Source organism: Pedobacter agri (genome assembly GCF_032678665.1).
Classification (GTDB): domain Bacteria; phylum Bacteroidota; class Bacteroidia; order Sphingobacteriales; family Sphingobacteriaceae; genus Pedobacter; species Pedobacter agri_A.
This window is the reverse complement of record NZ_JAVTSH010000004.1, coordinates 188297-203756: the sequence shown is the minus strand read 5'-3', so window position 1 is coordinate 203756 and position 15460 is coordinate 188297. Positions and strand designations below refer to the sequence as shown.

Genomic DNA, 15460 nt, shown 5'->3' with positions numbered 1-15460 from the left:
AAACAGATAAACACGGATTTAAAAGGATATCTAACTTCGGAATCACAAACTTATACGAAATAGGTTTTAACTTTTTTCCGTTGCAATTTTTCTAATGTAACTATCTGTGCTCATCCTCTTTATCTGTGGTTAACTAAACCGCGAGTTGTAACATTTCCATTTCCTTATCGATTTCGCTTCTGCTTTATCTAAATTGCAGCTTCCAAACTAAATTCATGAAGAAATATCTACTCTTTCTACTGTTATGTACAGGAGAATATACTTTTGCGCAACAAATAGCCCCATTAACTGTCGAAAAAATAATGCGTGACCCAAAATGGATGGGAACTTCGCCAACAAACTTCCGTTGGACGGCAGATAGTAAAACTTTGTACTTCAACTGGAATCCTGAAAATAAGGTGAAAGAAGAATTGTTCAACATTTCAAACTCATCAACGAAACCTATAAAAGCTGCTGAGAAAGAAGATGAGAAATTATTAGGCTTAAATTATACTTACAACAAGGATAAATCTTTAGGCCTCGTTGAAAAAAGTGGCGATATCTACCTTCAGAATTTTAAAACGAAGAAAGAAACCCGTTTAACCAATACGATGGAAAGGGAAAGCAGCCCTGTCTTTTTAACCAATGGGGATATTGCATATCAATTGGGCGACAATATCTTCCAGTTGAATATGAAAACTGCTGAGACCAAACAAGTAACCAATTTTGTTAAAGGAAAAGCAGCTGGAAGAGTACCTGCAAAACCGGCAACTGAACAGGACAACTGGTTAAAAGCGCAACAAACGGAATTATTCGATATCATTAAAAAAAGAAATGCAGAAAATCGTGGTGGTGCTCGCGGGGGAAGAGGTCGTTTTGGTTCACCATCTGCAGATACGAAATCTTTAAAGCCACTTTACACTGATGATAAGTTTCTGAATGGTGTGGTAATTAGTCCTGATGGACGGTTTGTAACTTATAAATTAACTACTCCGGCACAAAACAATCACAGCACTATCGTACCAAATTATGTAACGGCATCTGGTTATACTGAGGATATTCCTGGAAGAACAAAGGTTGGAGAAAATGAAAGTAGCACTCAGGGATTTATTTTTGATACACAACGAGATACCGTTTATGCTATACAAACTGCAACCATTCCTGGAATTAAAGATATTCCTGATTTCTATAAAGATTATCCGAAGCAATTAGATTCACTGAAAAAGAAAAATGCAGACCGACCTGTTAATTTTTTTGGTCCGCTTTGGAATGGAAACGGAACCACCGGAATTATGGTGGCCACTTCTACCGATAACAAGGACCGCTGGATATTAAAACTGGATGCATTAACAGGAAAATTTGACTTAATCGACCGCCAACATGATGAGGCATGGATTGGTGGCCCAGGCATTAGCGGCTTTTTCCAGGGCAGCACAGGCTGGATTGACAATAACCGTTTTTATTACCAAAGCGAAGCAACAGGATATTCGCATTTATACGTGGCAAATGTTTCAACTGGCGATAAAAAACAGCTCACTTCAGGCAAATGGGAAGTTCAATCGGTGCAACTATCAAAAGATAATAACACCTTTTATTTTAAAGCCAATAAAGAACACCCGGGAATTACCAATTTCTTTAAAATTGGTGTAAACGGCGGCGAACCTGTTCAAATTACAAGAATGAAAGGTTTAAACGACATTACGCTTTCACCTGATGAAAAGTATGTTGCCATCAATTATTCTTACCTGAATAAGCCAGGTGAATTGTATATCCAGCCAAACAAAGCCGGAGCAAAAGCGGTAAAAATTACTGAATCTACAACGGCAGAATTCAATTCTTACAAATGGCGTGAACCTGATATGGTTTCATTTAAAAACCGATATGGTGCTGATGTTTATGCAAGGGTTTATAAATCAGAAAATCCTCATCCAAACCATCCAGCTGTGGTTTTCGTTCATGGTGCGGGTTATTTGCAAAATGTTCACTTTGGCTGGAGCACTTACTTCCGTGAGTTTATGTTTAACAATTTACTGGCTGATAACGGCTACACAGTAATTGATATTGACTACACCGCAAGTTCTGGTTATGGCCGCGACCATAGAACCGGAATTTACCGTCACATGGGCGGAAAAGATTTAACTGACCAGGTGGATGGTGTTAAATTTTTGGTGGAGAAATATGGTGTTAACCCTAAGCATATTGGTTTGTATGGCGGTTCGTATGGTGGTTTCATTACACTGATGGCAATGTTTAATGAATCGGATGTTTTTGCCAGTGGCGCTGCTTTGCGTTCTGTTACCGACTGGGCACATTACAACCACGGATATACTTCCAACATTTTAAACGAGCCTTTCAACGACCCAATTGCCTACAAAAAAAGCTCCCCTATTTACTTTGCTGATAAACTTAAGGGAAACTTATTAATGGCCCATGGAATGGTTGATGTTAATGTTCATTTTCAAGATATTGTACGCATCACACAACGTTTCATTGAGATTGGAAAAAACAATTGGGAGCTTGCGGTTTATCCTGTAGAAGACCATGGTTTTGTAGAGCCAAGCAGCTGGACGGATGAATATAAGCGGATATTTAAATTGTATGAAAATACATTGAAGAAATAAATTTTTTCCGTCGGCTGAAGCACGACGGCGATGAAATAAAAACCATATGACCTATAAGTCCTTAAGCTTCTAATTAAAGAAAGCATTTTGCAGTTCCTTGCCTTTGGTTTCAACCAAAGGAATAAATGATAATATTGTCGGCTGAAGCATGACGGCAATGGAATTTAAACTCCTCCCCCGCCCCCTCCAAAGGGGGATAGCGACCGCGACATCTGCGAAGCGCCTATAAAATTCTGGAAGAGTATGAATATCCGTTGCTATTTGTGTCTTGCCTCCCCCGCCGGCGGGAGAATTAAAGGGGTGATGAATATCATAAGAACTACGGTCTTCTGTGAAATAAACCCGATAGAAGTGAAAATACTTTTTGTTGTAGAAAATAAAATGGATTGCCACGTCGTTCCTCCTCGCAATGACGATGATGGAGCGTAGAAAGAAGTCAAAAAGATTGTAATGAATAGCGGGGCTGAAGACTGCCAAAAGCATCATCCATTCGTTTCCAAATAATTGAATAGCGAAATCTTATACATTAGTTAATAATTATAGTTTTTGACTATATCATTATCAATAAATACAATTAACTATTAATAAATCTGGGTTGATTGAGAGTTGTTTTCGCCGTACCTTTGCGCTACAAAATTAAAGACAAAAAAATTATGGCAATAGTAGGTAAAAAATTTCCGAGTGTTAGTATTGATGCAATGTCAGACATGGGTGATGACTTGAAAATCAACGTATTTGAAGAAGCTGTAAATAAAAATAGCAAAGTGTTATTATTCTGGTATCCAAAAGATTTCACTTTCGTTTGCCCTACAGAATTACACGCTTTCCAAGCTGCTTTACCTGAATTTGAACAAAGAAATACAATTGTAATTGGTGCATCTTGCGATACTAATGAAGTTCACTTCGCATGGTTAAACACACCAAAAGAAAACGGTGGAATTGAAGGTGTTACTTACCCAATTTTAGCTGATACACACAGACAATTATCTGGAATTTTAGATATTTTAGATCAGGAAGTTAATTACGATGAAGAAGGAAATGAATCTTTCTCTGGTTCAAATGTTTCTTTCAGAGCAACTTATTTAATTGACGAAACTGGTAAAGTTTTCCACGAAAGTGTAAACGATATGCCTGTTGGTAGAAACGTTAAAGAATATTTACGTTTAATTGATGCTTATGCACACGTTCAAAAACATGGCGAAGTTTGTCCTGCAAACTGGGAAGAAGGAAAAGAAGCAATGAACGCAAATAGAACTGGCGTTGCTGAATATTTAGCTGCTAACTAATTAAATAAAACATCATGTTTTTAGAATTAACAGAAGATAATCTTCAACAGTATTTAGCCGATAACTCGAAAGTTATGGTTCAGTATGCTGCATCTTGGTGCGGGAACTGCAGAATCATGAAACCGAAGTTTAAAAAACTGGCTGCTGAAAATGAGGATGTAGCTTTCTTAATTGTTGATGCCGAGAAACTTCCAAACTCACGCAAATTTGCTAACGTTGATAATTTACCAACTTTCGCGGCTTTTGAAGGTGGTAATTTGGTAGACCAAGTGCAAACCAACAAAGCGGAAGGTTTAATTGAACTTTTTAACAAGATAAAGTAATGAAGATTCCGGTTATAAGACAATTATTTCAAAACACCACTCCTGAACAACTGGAGACAACTTTAGAGGTTTTAGAGGCTTTCTGCGAATTCAGAGGGGTTAGCGAACACGAAGTTGATGTTGCTGGCGAAATGATTACCAATATTTGTGGTGCGCTTGAAGTGCATCAAATGGTAAGCGAAGGCACTGCTGAAAAAGATGCACTTAACGCTTTTGGCCAAAAAGTAATGGGTTCGATTGATAGATAATTTTATTTAATCAGGCTCTTAAAAATAAACCCCTTTGCAGAAATGCAAAGGGGTTTTTGTTTTTTCACTACTCGTCATGCTGTCCCGAATGTTCGGGATCAGCATCTTTTGTTTAGCCGCCCTGTTATTAAGACCCTGAAATGAATTCAGGGTGACGACCGTATTAGACATGATTCATAAGAAATAGTCTCGCAATGATGACCGTTTCTCGTTAGATCCAAGAAAAGATCTGTGGAATACAAATCATCGTAATCGAAAAACATTTATTTATTGTTGGTCGGGATTTGCAATCCCGTCCGCTGACCTGTGGATTTAAAATCCACCCTCATAAGGTTACAAATATTTTCTCGAATCGGGATTGCAAATCCCGACTAACGAAGTGTGAGATGGCTTCGTACCTCGCAATGACGACCGTTTCTCGTTAGACCCAAGAAAAGGCTTGTGGAATACAAATCATCGTAATCATAAAACTTATATTTATCGTTGGTCGGGATTTGCAATCCTGTCCGCTGAACCGTGGATTTGAAATCCACCCTCATAAGGATTACAAATACTATACTCTTAAATCGGGATTGCAAATCCCAACTAACGAAAAAAGGTCTGTGACGGCACAGACCCTAGCAACTTAAATGGATTTAACTCCGATGTTCCTAAGTATTCTTAGGTGGTAAGTTAAGCCAAATTTCTACCGGCATTCACAATACCAAAAACGGTTCTAACCGCTAATTTTTCTAGAGCCGCCTGATCTTTTTCGTTCTGGTCATGTTGTAGTTTTTCCAAAGCGAAATGCTGAATTAAAACTAATGGCAAAATAATTTTTTCGCGGGTCGCAATAGATTTTTTATCAACCGGGTAATTCGCCATTAAAACTTCCTGTCCTGACAGTTTTAGGAGCATTGCTTTAGTCAATTCAAACTCTTCGTGTAACTGCGTCCAGAAAGCGCCGAACTCCTTATCATTGGCTAAATGGGCTGTAATTACAAAGTCTGATTTGCTCATGCTCATCATACAATTATCTACAATGGTTTTTAAATAATCAGAATCTTCATAAGCCTTCACCACTTTATCCCAGTTACCTGCTTTTTCCTGATTTTTCATCGCAGTTCCCATTCCATAAAAACCAGGAACATTTTGTTTCAACATGCTCCATGCTGTAACAAAACTAATTGCCCGCAAATCTTCCAACTTCATTTCTCCGCCACCATTTCTTTTTACAGGGCGACTGCTGATATTTGCCTGAGAAAGTAATTTTAGTGGAGAAAGTTTTTCCAGATAACTTACAAAAAGCGGGTGTTCGCGTAAATCAACAAATGCTTTATAACCATCTTCTGCCATTTCATCAAGCAAAGCTTTATTTTCAGGGTCTAAAAGCACATTGTGTTTTTCTTTTAATCCTGATGAAATACCAGCATTAATTAATTGTTCAATATTGAACTCAGCACTTTCAACTGAACCATATTGAGAACTAATGGTTTGACCCTGAACCGTTAACTGGATATTTTTATTCGCAATTTCTTTACCCATTGAGGCATAAAAACGATGGGTTTTACCCCCGCCACGAGCAGGCGGACCGCCTCTGCCATCAAAGAAAGCAAGCTGAATATTGTGTTTTTTAGAAATTTCTGAGAGTGATGTTTTACCATTAAAAATAGACCAGTTGGCCATTAAATAACCACCATCTTTTGTACTATCAGAATAACCAAGCATTATATCCTGTTTGTTGCCCCGACTCGCCAAATGCGCTTTATAAAACGGATTGCTGTAAAGCGTATTCATAATCGCACCAGCTCCTTTTAAGTCGTTAACGGTTTCGAAAAGCGGTACAAAATCAATGGTTAAAGCATCTTTACTCCAGCCGTTCCACAGGAAAAGTTCTATCAATTGCAAGATATCGCTGGCCTGCTGGCAATTACTGATGATGAAGCGATGGCATGCTTTCTCGCCATTGCGTTTCTGAATGCCTTTGATTTCTTTTATGGTTTGGATGGTATCTTCAATCAAAGCATCAGCTTCTGTAACATAAACAGGTGTGGCCTCTTTAAATGAAATCAGTTTCAGTTTCTCCGCTTCAGAAAGTTCATCATAATTTTCAGGATATAAAGATGAAATCGGTTTATTCTGACGGCAATACGCATGTACGCTTCTCAACACGCGGCTATCCTGGCGAATATCTAAGGAAGCAAAATAGTTTCCGTATAAATCAACCTTACGAATTAAATCATTTACCAAATCAACAAATAAACCATCATGTTCTTTCAATAAGGTTTCTTTAATCTGATTGAGGTTTTCCCTTAATTCATTAGAAATATCATGCAATTCGCAGGATTGGTCGAAAGCGTTTTTGTAGAGTACGTCATGCAGGTGTGTAATATTTTCTTCCACACCTCTAAAAGTAATTCGACGTTTGATTACCCTAAAATCACGATAGTAACAACGGAAAAGAATTTGGCGCAACATTTTAGAAACCTCCAAAGTGGTATCTGCATGGATATTCGGATTTCCATCTCTATCGCCACCCGGCCAGAAACCCAACTCCAAAATCTTTTTTGTTTCTAAATTATACTCATCCAAATTCTGGTCAATTTCTTCCTGAATATTTGCCGCAGCAAAATAAAATGTATTTTCTAGAAACCAGGCCAGATTCAACGCCTCATCAACAGGAGTTGGCGATTTTTTATTGAAAAATGGCGTTTTACCCAATTGCTGCAACAAGGCGTTCATTGAGGTAATATCGTTATCCCTAATGGCTTTTGTTAAATCTGTAATAATGGCCAAAACACTTCCTGGATAAAACTGAGTGGGGTGCGCTGTTAAAACCAGACGGAGAGAAAGTTCATCTATAAGTTTCTCAATTTTAGCCAGCATTGGCTTATTATCAGCATTCTTTTTAAGGATAAAAGCTAGCGTACTTTGCTCATCAGTAGTGTTTAACTTAGTGAATGACGCATCCTCAACCGCATCAAAAAGCACAACCTGGCGCTCTATATATTGGATGAAACGAAAGAGTAAATCGGTAATGTCTTTTCTATCGGTGTAGCTGGTAAACTTTGCAAAAAACTCCTCTATAATTTGAGCAGGTTTTTGTCCGTTAGCAATGCCATCTTCACAACTTTTAAAGAATAGTGGCAGCAATGTTCCTGTATCTTTAATTTTATAGAAAGGAAGGGTTAAAAAAAGACTGTTAAAGAGCTCGAATTTTGAGATGACCTCATTGTTAAAAATAGATTCCCGTTGAGTTGTTAAACGAAGTTTAGGCATAGCTTAAGCAATAGTTTTGTATATCGTAATACTACAAAAAATGCGTAAGGTATTAAAATTCTAGGGCTTACAATTTGGAAAATTATAGAATAATTTTTAATTTTAGAATCTTATTTGGCTACTAGCTAGCCAAGTAAGAACATTTGCAATGTTTAAGGGCATTGCATTGATTGTTAATTTTTTGGGTTAAAACAGCCGATGTAATAAAATACACCGGCTGTTTTTATTTTATGATACTTTTAGGGTTAATTTCTTGCGAATTTTAATGCGCATCGGTTACAATGTTTGCATTTTTCTTAAATTTCTGAAGATATAGCAATGGAATGGAGAACAACATTATCAAACCCGCCACCCAGTAAGCATCATTATAAGTAAGCAACATGGTCTGTTTAATTACGCTTCCTTCAATAGCTTTCATTGCCATCAATTTAGCATCAATAAACGATGAACCTTTTGCCATAAAGCCGCTTGTTAAAGCATTTAACTTTTGAAGAAATGCCGGGTTATATTCGTTGATATTTGCAAGTAAACTGCTTCTATGAAAACCCGAACGAACGTGAATTAAAGTTGTTAAAGCCGCAATACCAAATGAACCACCCAGCTGCCTGCTCATGTTGTTTAAACCAGAACCCTGGCCAATTTCTGCTCCGGATAAATCCTGCATGGCCAAAGTCGTTAATGGTACAAACAATAAAGCCATACCAAAACCTCTAATTACCAACGGCCAGAAGAAATCTCCCGTTCCGGAAGCCAATGTAGAGTTACTCAACATCCAACAGAAAACGAAGAATAAGAACATGCCTCCTGTTGCCATAAATTGTGCTGGCACACCCTTCTTAAGCATAATACCGATGAATGGCATCATGGCGATGGTACAAATTCCACCTGCAATAAACAGTTTTCCGGTTTGCAGTGGCGTAAAACCTAGCAAGTTTTGCGCAAAAACCGGGAAAACGAATACCGAACCGTATAACCCAAATCCTAAGATAAAAGAAGTAAACATTCCGATAGAGAAACTTCGCTTCTTCATAATGCGAAGGTTCACAATGGGGTGGTCGGTGGCGGTTTCCCTCCAGATAAACAAGAGTAAGCCAAAAACAGATACAACTGCTAAAGCCGTGATGTATGGTGTTGAAAACCAGTCTTCGCTCTCCCCTTTTTCTAAAACGGTTTGCAAACTGCCTACTGCAATGGCCAAAAGGGCAATTCCCCACCAATCTACAGGTTTACCCTGCCCATCTTTTGGCGTTTCTCGAATAAAGGTGTAAGTGCAGTAGGCGGCGAGGATTCCGACGGGAATGTTTACGTAGAAAATCCATGGCCAATCGGCAATTTCCAGAATATAGCCACCAATGGTTGGACCAACTGTTGGACCAACAACGGCGCCCAAACCAAATAGAGCGGTTGCGATGCCTACATCTTCACGTGGCCAGGTTTCGATTAAGATAGCCTGCGCTGTTGAGATTAAACCACCACCAGCAACGCCCTGCAAAATCCTGAACAAAATCAGCTCATTTAATGAGGTTGCATTACCACATAAAAAGGAAACCAGCGTAAAAACGATAATGGAGGTTAAGAAATAATTTTTACGCCCGAAACGACTACCCAACCAGCCCGACATGGGCAGGATGATTACATTCGCAACGGCGTATCCAGTGGATAACCAGGCGATATCCTCGAGGGTTGCGCCCAGGTTTCCCTGTATTTGAGGGATTGCCACGTTTACGATGGTCGTATCAATCAACTCCAATAAAGAAGCTGTGATTACCGTAAAAGTAATAATCCACTTTTTTAAACCTACTTCGGCCATTTGACTATTAGTTTGTAGAAACTGAAGCTTTTACGCTCATTCCAGGGCGTAATTTTGCTAACAATTCTTTTGATGGATGAATTTTAATTTTTACAGGAATACGTTGTACAACTTTCACAAAGTTACCTGTAGCATTATCTGGAGGAAGTAAAGAACCTTTTGCACCAGTAATTGGAGAGAAATTGTAAACTTCGCCTTGAATTTTTTCTTCAGGATAAGCATCAACCTCGATTTCTACTTTCGAACCTGTTTTAATTTTCTCTAATTGGGTTTCTTTAAAATTAGCGGTTACGTAGATGCTGCCATCATTCACAACAGAGAATAAAGACTGACCAGCTTGAACCAGTTGCCCTTTTTGAACATTCTTTTTAGAAACAATACCCGTAGCTGGTGCTTTAATATCAGTGTAGGATAGCTGAAGTTTCGCAAAATCGATATCGCTTTGGCGCTGACTAATCACATTACTGCTTACTGCCAGTTGCGATTGTGTAGTACCCACTTGTTTAACTGCAGCTTGATATTGGTCTTGTGCCGCCTGAAGTGCTGCCTGTGCCGATTGTCTTGCCGCTTCTGCAGATTCTTTACTTGCTTTTGCCTGATCGAAAGCTTGCTGCGTAATCGAGCCATCTTTAACCAGGTTCGCATAACGGGCATAATCTTTCAATGCTAAATTAACCTTAACATTGGCAGCCTGTACATTCGCTCTTGCCGATTCTACATTTGCTTTAGCTGTGCTTGTATTGGCTTGGGTTGCCACAATTTGCGATTGTGCAACACCTACACCTGCGTTAGCACCTTTTTGGCCAGCTTGAGTCTGCTCTAACTTAATTTTAAAGTCAGCGTCATCAAGTTTAACTAATATTTGTCCTTCAGTTACGTGTGTATTTTCTTCGAAATTGATATCCTTTACATAACCACCAACACGAGCAACAACCGGACTGATGTCGCCATCAATCTGTGCATCATCCGTATCAACGTGTTTGCTGAAATAATTCCACTCGGTGATACCGAAAACGATACCTATGATAAGTAAAACACCTAAAATAATGGGTACTACTTTGCTCTTCTTTTTATTTTCAGTTGTCATTTTTGTATTTATTGCGTTATTTTTCCTGTTGATTTTAATAATGTATAGTAAGCCAATCCTGCATCGGCTTTAGCGATTTCTAAGTTTATTTTTGCTTGATAGAGTAAGGTTTCAGCATCAATTCTATCCGTAACAGATGCTACATTATTTTTATATTTCGAAGCCAGTAACTTATCATTCTCAGTTGCCTGGGCAATGGAAGTTTCCAAAACCTGAATCTTATTCATTGCCACCTGGTAATTTTGAAAGTTTTTGTTGATATCCGTTTTCACCTGATCAGATAGAATATCTTTCTGGATAGTAATTTCGCTTTGCTGAATTTTAGCTTCGCTCACTTTGTTCCTGTTTGTCCACAGGCTGCCAATATTCCATGATACTGTTGCGCCAACTGTAACCGGCAATAAATATTGGTTAACCGGAGGGATAAAACTACCACTTGGATTAATGTAATACAGGTTTGCACCCACGCCAACTGTTGGTAAAGTATTTGCTCTAATGGTTTTAATGTTGTAACCGGCAACCTTGTTCTGCACATCAAGTTGTTTCAGTTCCTGGCGATTTTCCATCGCAAGGCCAACATATTCACTCAACGAGCTGCCTGCTTTGGTATTCACGCCCGGATCAGTAATTTTTACCTCAGTATCTTCTGGTAAACCCAACAAAATATCAAGGTTATAGTTAATCACTTTACGGTTACTCTCAATATCCATTTGCGTTAGCGTAACATTTGCTTGTTGCAACTGAAAGCGCAAAACATCATTTTTAGTTACGATACCTTGCTCGAAAAAACGTTGTGCTTGTTTAATTTGAGCGGCTATCGACTCCAGGTTTTGAGCAACAACTTTTTTGCTCTGTTCAATTTTATATAGGTTGTAATAAGTGTTAATTACCGCATAAGTAATTTCTTCCTTACTTTTATCTGCATCCAAACGGGCAACATCTGCCAACAACTTGGTTGATTCCTTTGCATATTTAAGTTTTCCGCCGCCATAAACCAATTCTTGTACCGCAGCAGTACCTACAAAAGCATCAGCACGGCGTGGTAAATTTAAAGTGGTTGCTCCTTCTCCCAAACTAAAAGTATGTGTTGGGATTTCGGCATGGTTGTACATAAAATTGGCGTTTGCCGTTGGAAGCACATTATCTTTCACTACTTCGAGCTGCGCAATTGCCCGATCTATTTTGTTTTGAGATAATTTTAAGTTTTTACTATTGGCTATGCCAAGTTCAATTGCCTGGTTGATATTTAATTCTTTTGTACTTTGTGCAAATAAAGCCGCTGGAACTAATGATGCCACAAGCATTAATCTAACTGATTTGGGGATCATTTTTTTGATGTTAAATAAACGGTTACAAGGTTTTGTAAATGAGCAATGGCTCGCTCTTTAATAAGTTTGTTGTCCTTCGGGTTGCTTAAATCGATAACCTCACCCTGAGAAATTTTATGTGGTGCAATGACCACATTGGTTAGTGTACCCATAATGGTTGAAATCACCATTCTTACATCCACATTGCTGAAACTTCCATCTTCAATTCCATCGATAATAATTCTATCCAGGATAGCCATATTGTGGCTCATCGCATTTTTGATTTTATCATACATTTCAGGTCTTTGTGTAAGCGAAAGCTCCCGGTGCATCATTTTATGAAAGGCGATGTTGGAGAAAATTCTGTTTGCATAACCCTCAATAACCTTATGTAATTTCTCGAGTGAAGAAATTTTGTCTTCATTAATGATTTTCAACTGAGATGCGAATCCCGCGATACGATTATTCATGATCTCGATAAATACCCCTTCTTTCGAACCGAAGTAATAATTAATCATCGCCATATTGGCGCCCGATTCTTTTGAAATCTGCCGGGTAGAAGTCCCTTCATAACCAGTTTCGCAAAACAGCTTTTCGGCTGCTTCTAAAATGGCTTGTTTTTTATCTACTTTTTCTGTCTTCATTTCTTTTGATGACGCAAAATTAATCAATCGTTTGATTAACTTCCAAATGTATTTATACTTCTTTTACATTATCTTGATAAAAGCTTAATTTTATAACATTAACCATCGCTTATGATACAAAATCGTTTACGCATTACCTTAATCATCTTCGCGGGTTTTCTTGTCTCATTCAGTTCTGGCAGATATGATATTCAGCAAAGCTGGATTAGAATTAATTTGCTAGGCTATCCCGTTAACGGGTTAAAAGTGGCCGTTTGGGCAAGCAAGTTGGATAAAGTACCGGTGCTGTTCGAATTGATAGATGAGCAAACTAAAAAGGTGGTTTACACATCCCTTAACATTAAACCATTCGGCGCTTACGGTCCCTTTAAACATACAGCAAGAATAAATTTTTCTGGTTTTAAAGGATCTGGGAGATTTTTCATTAAAGCTGATGGGATTTTATCTCCGGTAGTCATCATCAACGATAACGTCTATAAAGGTGCCGCAGATTTTTGTTTGCGTTACATGCGCCAGCAACGCAGTGGTTTTAATCCTTATTTAAAAGATAGCTGCCATACACATGATGGATTTGTGGTATATGGCGCAAAAGCTGGAATAAAGGACAGTACCCACTTCGACGCTTCGGGCGGTTGGCATGATGCCAGCGATTACCTGCAATATTCTACCACCTCGGCAAATGCGGCCTATCATTTATTGATGGCCTACCGGGATTTTGCTCAGGTTTTTACTGATGAAAAACAAGCAAATGGACTCGATGGCAAAAACAATATCGCTGATGTTCTGGATGAAGCCAAATGGGGATTAGATTGGCTGATTAAAATGCATCCTAAGAAAAACATCATGTTTAATCAGCTGGCCGATGACCGGGATCATATTTCGATGCGTATTCCTAAAGAAGATCAGCAATATGGAAAAGGTTTTGAACGCCCCCTTTATTTTATTACGGGCGAGCCGCAGCAACGCGGTAAATTTATAAACGCCACAACCGGTACCAGCTCAACTGCTGCAAAATTTACAAGTGCTTTTAATTTAGGAGCCGTTTTGTTTAAGGATGTTGATAAACCTTATTCGAATTTACTTCATAAAAAAGCCGCTACTGCACTAAAATTTGCACTACAGAAACCTGGGGTTACGCAAACTGCCTCCGTAAAATCGCCATATATTTATGCTGAAGACAATTGGGTTGATGATATGGAACTTGCCATGGCTTCTAAAAGTTTCGAAAAACCAAATGCAAATGCAATGGCAAGCGCTTTGGCTTATGCAGCACAAGAAAAAACCACGCCTTGGTTAGCTAAAGATACTGCTGCACATTATCAATATTACCCATTTATTAATCTTGGCCATCATGAAATTGCCAAACAGTTAAAGGGCGAAGAAAGAGATCGCGTGGAGGGTTATTACAAACTTGGAATAGAGCAGGTTTGGAACAGGGCGAAAACAAATGCCTTTTATCGTGGTGTTCCTTTTATTTGGTGCAGCAACAATTTAACAGTTTCGTTTGCCATTCAATGTTCGTGGTATGCAGATTTAACCGGCGATAAAAGTTTCGCTGAACTTGAGCAGGCCAATTTCGATTGGCTTTTCGGCTGTAACCCATGGGGAACAAGCATGGTTTACGGTTTACCAAGCTGGGGCGATACCCCTATTGATCCGCATTCGGCCTTTACACATTTAAAAAATTACCCAATAGATGGCGGTTTGGTTGATGGGCCTGTTTACACGAATATCTACAACAGCTTAATTGGCATCAAACTATCTGAAACAGATGAATATGCTGAATTTCAAAGCGACCTGGCAGTTTATCACGATGATTATGGCGATTATAATACCAACGAGCCTACCATGGATGGAACCGCATCACTCATTTATCTTCTGGCGGCAAAAGAACATCAAGCCAAATCAACCCAGTATAAAACCTATAGCCTAGGTGCGAACATCAGAGGTGATTCTACTGTTAAAAAAATTTCTTTGGTTTTTACTGGCGATGAATTTGCAGATGGCGGAGAAAAAATATTACAAACACTACAGGAGGAAGGTGTAAAAGCCTCATTCTTTTTAACGGGAAACTTTTATCGGAATGCCAATTTCAAATCCCTGATAAAAAAAATAAAAACAGCCGGGCATTATCTCGGTGCCCATTCTGACAAACACCTACTTTATTGCGATTGGAAAAATCGTGACAGTTTGTTGGTTACCAAAAAACAATTTGACGAGGATTTAAAGGCTAATTATGCAGAGATGTTAAAATTCGGCATCGATAAAAAAAACGCGGAATATTTTCTGCCGCCATACGAATGGTATAATGAAAGCATAGCCAATTGGACAGCCAGGCAAGGATTAAGACTGATCAATTTTACACCAGGAACCCGTTCAAATGCAGATTATACTTTCCCAGAAATGGGCGCAGGTTATCGCTCTAGTGATGAAATTTTTAAGTCGATTACAAATTTTAACATGCGAAATATTAATGGCCTAAACGGATTTTACCTGTTATTGCATATTGGCACTGATCCAAAAAGAAAGGATAAGTTTTATAACCGGCTACCAGAGTTGATCCGTTATCTTAAAAAAGATGGATATAAATTGGAAAGAATTGATAATTAAATAGAAGATTGAGCGTCATTCACAAATTAAAATTTAAAATAAATACTAACTTTGCCTCCAAATAATAAAAACATGAGTGTACAAGAAAATAGCAGCAATAATTTCAACTGGTTATATTATGCCTTAGGTTTATTCTTCGGAGTTTTAACTGGGGCAATCATTACGCAAAATTACATTTTTGCACTTTTAGGTGGCGTTTTAGGTTTGTTAACCGCAGGCTTATTTTTAAATGCTATTGTAAAAGGAAGAAAATACTAATCCATTCCTTAAGTAAACCATCCTTTTGA

General features: G+C 38.4%; 12 protein-coding genes. 6 read left to right on the top strand and 6 right to left on the bottom strand.

The genetic code is table 11. The annotated features are described in order from the left end of the window. Positions 1 to 215 precede the first annotated feature (215 nt). A complete protein-coding gene (locus tag R2Q70_RS10200; protein WP_316807496.1) occupies positions 216 to 2600 on the top strand; it encodes a S9 family peptidase in 2385 nt (794 codons plus the stop codon). A gap of 69 nt (positions 2601 to 2669) precedes the next feature. Here R2Q70_RS10200 and R2Q70_RS10195 read toward each other — a convergent pair whose 3' ends face one another. After that, complete coding sequence (locus tag R2Q70_RS10195; protein ID WP_316807495.1) at positions 2670 to 3086, bottom strand: hypothetical protein; 417 nt, start codon at positions 3084 to 3086, stop codon at positions 2670 to 2672. Between the two features lie 113 nt (positions 3087 to 3199). Between R2Q70_RS10195 and R2Q70_RS10190 the strand changes: the two genes are divergently transcribed. Genes R2Q70_RS10190 through R2Q70_RS10180 form a run of 3 tightly spaced genes read left to right on the top strand, consistent with a single transcriptional unit; the run spans position 3200 to position 4457 of the window. Beyond that, on the top strand, positions 3200 to 3886 hold the full coding sequence (locus R2Q70_RS10190) for a peroxiredoxin (RefSeq protein ID WP_316807494.1): 687 nt from the start codon (positions 3200 to 3202) through the stop codon (positions 3884 to 3886). Positions 3887 to 3900: 14 nt separating this feature from the next. Continuing rightward, a complete protein-coding gene (locus tag R2Q70_RS10185; protein WP_010599335.1) occupies positions 3901 to 4209 on the top strand; it encodes a thioredoxin family protein in 309 nt (102 codons plus the stop codon). Then, entirely contained in the window at positions 4209 to 4457 is a 249-nt protein-coding gene (locus R2Q70_RS10180; protein ID WP_316807493.1) for a DUF6952 family protein, read from the top strand. The genes R2Q70_RS10185 and R2Q70_RS10180 overlap by 1 nt, the downstream gene beginning before the upstream one ends. Positions 4458 to 5129: 672 nt before the next feature. Here R2Q70_RS10180 and R2Q70_RS10175 read toward each other — a convergent pair. From R2Q70_RS10175 to R2Q70_RS10155, 5 genes are all read right to left on the bottom strand, one after another. After that, positions 5130 to 7715 carry a phosphoenolpyruvate carboxylase gene (locus R2Q70_RS10175; protein WP_316807492.1) on the bottom strand — a complete coding sequence of 862 codons (2586 nt, stop codon included), beginning with the start codon at positions 7713 to 7715 and terminating at the stop codon, positions 5130 to 5132. A gap of 262 nt (positions 7716 to 7977) precedes the next feature. Then, a complete protein-coding gene (locus R2Q70_RS10170) occupies positions 7978 to 9525 on the bottom strand; it encodes a DHA2 family efflux MFS transporter permease subunit (protein WP_316807491.1) in 1548 nt (515 codons plus the stop codon). A gap of 7 nt (positions 9526 to 9532) precedes the next feature. Beyond that, the gene (locus R2Q70_RS10165) at positions 9533 to 10612 is read right to left on the bottom strand and encodes an HlyD family secretion protein (protein ID WP_316807490.1); all 1080 of its coding nucleotides are present in this window, start codon (positions 10610 to 10612) and stop codon (positions 9533 to 9535) included. Positions 10613 to 10620: 8 nt separating this feature from the next. Next, positions 10621 to 11940 (bottom strand): TolC family protein, encoded by a 1320-nt coding sequence (locus R2Q70_RS10160; protein WP_316807489.1) that lies wholly within the window; start codon positions 11938 to 11940, stop codon positions 10621 to 10623. After that, positions 11937 to 12563, bottom strand: coding sequence for a TetR/AcrR family transcriptional regulator (locus tag R2Q70_RS10155; RefSeq protein ID WP_010599340.1), 627 nt, complete (start codon positions 12561 to 12563; stop codon positions 11937 to 11939). The genes R2Q70_RS10160 and R2Q70_RS10155 overlap by 4 nt, the downstream gene beginning before the upstream one ends. Before the next feature lie 111 nt (positions 12564 to 12674). Here R2Q70_RS10155 and R2Q70_RS10150 point away from each other — a divergent pair, with 111 nt between their 5' ends. Together R2Q70_RS10150 and R2Q70_RS10145 are read left to right on the top strand one after the other, a co-directional pair. After that, positions 12675 to 15173, top strand: a complete 2499-nt coding sequence (locus R2Q70_RS10150; RefSeq protein ID WP_316807488.1) for a glycoside hydrolase family 9 protein — start codon at positions 12675 to 12677, stop codon at positions 15171 to 15173. Positions 15174 to 15245: 72 nt separating this feature from the next. Further along, a complete protein-coding gene (locus R2Q70_RS10145) occupies positions 15246 to 15431 on the top strand; it encodes a hypothetical protein (RefSeq protein WP_025141696.1) in 186 nt (61 codons plus the stop codon). Positions 15432 to 15460 lie beyond the last annotated feature (29 nt).